The sequence below is a fragment of the bacterium genome (assembly GCA_040753555.1).
GTDB lineage: Bacteria > UBA9089 > UBA9088 > UBA9088 > UBA9088 > JBFLYE01.
Genome location: JBFMDZ010000273.1, coordinates 1 through 2,362 on the forward strand (window position 1 = coordinate 1; position 2,362 = coordinate 2,362).

General features: G+C 35.4%; 3 protein-coding genes. 2 read left to right on the plus strand and 1 reads right to left on the minus strand.

Going from position 1 to position 2,362, the window contains the following annotated elements; translation table 11 throughout:
- Nucleotides 1-360: 360 nt before the first annotated feature.
- A complete protein-coding gene (locus AB1630_12370) occupies nucleotides 361-645 on the minus strand; it encodes a transposase (protein ID MEW6104586.1) in 285 nt (94 codons plus the stop codon).
- Between the two features lie 600 nt (nucleotides 646-1,245).
- Here AB1630_12370 and AB1630_12375 point away from each other — a divergent pair.
- Complete coding sequence (locus AB1630_12375) at nucleotides 1,246-1,470, plus strand: hypothetical protein (GenBank protein ID MEW6104587.1); 225 nt, start codon at nucleotides 1,246-1,248, stop codon at nucleotides 1,468-1,470.
- Nucleotides 1,463-2,161, plus strand: a complete 699-nt coding sequence (locus AB1630_12380) for an ABC transporter ATP-binding protein (protein ID MEW6104588.1) — start codon at nucleotides 1,463-1,465, stop codon at nucleotides 2,159-2,161. The genes AB1630_12375 and AB1630_12380 overlap by 8 nt, the downstream gene beginning before the upstream one ends.
- The last annotated feature ends 201 nt before the right edge of the window (nucleotides 2,162-2,362 follow it).

A 2,362-nucleotide genomic window follows, 5' to 3' on the forward strand; every position in this document is an offset into this window, starting at 1 on the left:
TGCATTCTATATAATATATCGGCATTTTTGAGAGGAAACCTTAAGAGGCTTTTTTTGCGAAAAATATTTTCTTATTTTCCAGGAAGGCTTGATAATATAGCCTTTATAACTTCACCGAGAATTGCTAGATAATTATTCCTAAAATAATAAGGAATAAAAAAGAAATTAGGGCAAGAAACCAGTTAAGATAGAGAAGGATGCCTGTAAAAATAAAAAGTAACTATTTCCATCTGAAGTGAGACAGCAGGCAACGAAGCAATATTTCCTGTTTCAATCCATTTAGAAAGTGAATGGGTTATTGTAGTAATGGGATCAATCTTGCGAAGATGCAGGGTTCTGAATATTGACATCAGTATTGCCTTAAGTATCAGCACCTTGCTGGGAACGGTTACAATAGGAGTTCTTTCTCATAATTACTGCTGGCCTTATTTGCCTTTCAGCATGGTTGTTGTCAGCACTCACTTCAGGATGGGCTACAAAGGTAAAGATTTCGTCTTTGTATTTCTTGAGCCGTTTAGCAATACGATTACAATCAGGATCTTTATATTCCTGACTGTAAATTATTGCAAGCCTCTGATATAGTCTGTCGCTCTTTGATTTATAGGTAGTAAGTTCTATCTCTTTCTGTTTGGCAGAAAGACGCATAGCATCTCTTAAGTAATCGCTTAAGCTTCTTCATAAACGCAATCCATCAAGACCCTTATTTTTGAGAGCTATTTTCTCTAACTCACCAAACAAGTGCACAATACACCTCTGTTTGGCCTAGGCCACTATCTTTCCGTATGCACCAAAGAAGTCACAAATCAGGATACCACCAAATACCTTGCCGAGCACCTTCTTAATCACTAGAGAACCCCTTGCTAAACATGTACTATTGTTTTGAATTTTCAATTTTAGTCATTTGAATTTGTTTTAAGATTTCGAATTTCGGATTTCATTTGTTCCATTAAAGCTAAACACATACAATTATTTTGTTGTCAAAAAACACTCAGTTGGCTAAAAGTGTTACGATTTGACAAATCTATAAGCCTTATAATAGACTATAACCATAGACATTAAAAAGCTAATTGGGTTATTTTATGTTTATTATGAATTTTTGCCAAAGTTTTAAAATATGACAGCTAAACATAATACGAATTCACAAAAGAAACAGCCTTTGTCCAATCAAATGACAAAGGAATTATAGAACAGGCAAGGAAAATAATAGGCAAAGAGAAAGATAGCCAAAAAGCCTCTATTTTGCTTATGGAATGGGTTTATACTAACCTTTCCCAAAAGCCAGCGTTTAGCCTTCCATCTGCAATTGAGGTTTTAAAAAACAAGACGGGTGATTGCAATGAGCATACGACATTCAATCAATCGCCTATGGATGCAATACATATCCCTTTGATAGAGGGAGATATAGGAAAACAGATTGGATTATTGGGATATATAGGGAATATAGATGTGGAGGTGTTAGATTATGATTAAACTAGAAAATCTTTCAAAAACATTTGGAAATGTAAAGGCTGTTAATAATATAAGCCTTGAAATAAAAGGGGGAGAATTTTTCTGCCTATTAGGTCCTAATGGTGCGGGAAAGACAACAACGCTAAAGTTAATAACGGGCTTGCTTAAACCATCAGGTGGAAGGGTTACAATAGGTGGATACGATGTGAACAAGGAGCCTATTGCTGCAAAGAGGCTATTGGGCTATATTCCAGACATTCCATTTTTATATGATAAGCTAACGCCAATAGAATTTTTAAGCTTTATCAAGGATTTATATGGTGCAGATAATGATGGAGAAAATCTTCTTTCCCTATTTGAGATGTCAGATTATAAGGATACATTGATTGAGGAGTTTTCCCATGGGATGAAACAGAGGATATGCTTTTGTGCAATGCTCCTTCATAACCCATCATATATTGTCATTGATGAACCTATGGTTGGACTTGACCCAAAATCCATACACCTTGTAAAAGCGGTATTGAAGGAAAGGACAAAGGATGGAGCGGCTGTTATCCTCTCAACGCATCAGCTCTCTCTGGCAGAGGAGCTTTCAGATAAGGTTTCTATTATTCATAAAGGAAGGATTGTTGCAGAAGGCTCTCCATCGTCCCTTAAAGATTTGCAAAAAAAGGAAAGTCTTGAGGATGCATTCCTTGAGATTACAAAATAGCCTCATCCATACTTTTAGCTATTTTCTCAAATCTTGATGAATATCATCAAGTCTTTCTATTATACCAAAAATCAATGTAACTATTCACCCTATAGGGAAATAAGGAATGTATATGTTTAGATAATGTTAAGGAAAATAATGAAGCCAAAGAATAAAAATCCCAATGTCCAAATCCCAATGACAAATGAAATCCCAATGTCC

Excerpts from the sequence above, each read along its gene's own strand:
- AB1630_12380 (MEW6104588.1), top strand. The coding sequence starts at position 1,463 with ATGATTAAACTAGAAAATCTTTCAAAAACATTTGGAAATGTAAAGGCT.
- AB1630_12375 (MEW6104587.1), top strand. The coding sequence starts at position 1,246 with ATGGAATGGGTTTATACTAACCTTTCCCAAAAGCCAGCGTTTAGCCTT.
- AB1630_12370 (MEW6104586.1), bottom strand. The coding sequence starts at position 645 with ATGCGTCTTTCTGCCAAACAGAAAGAGATAGAACTTACTACCTATAAA.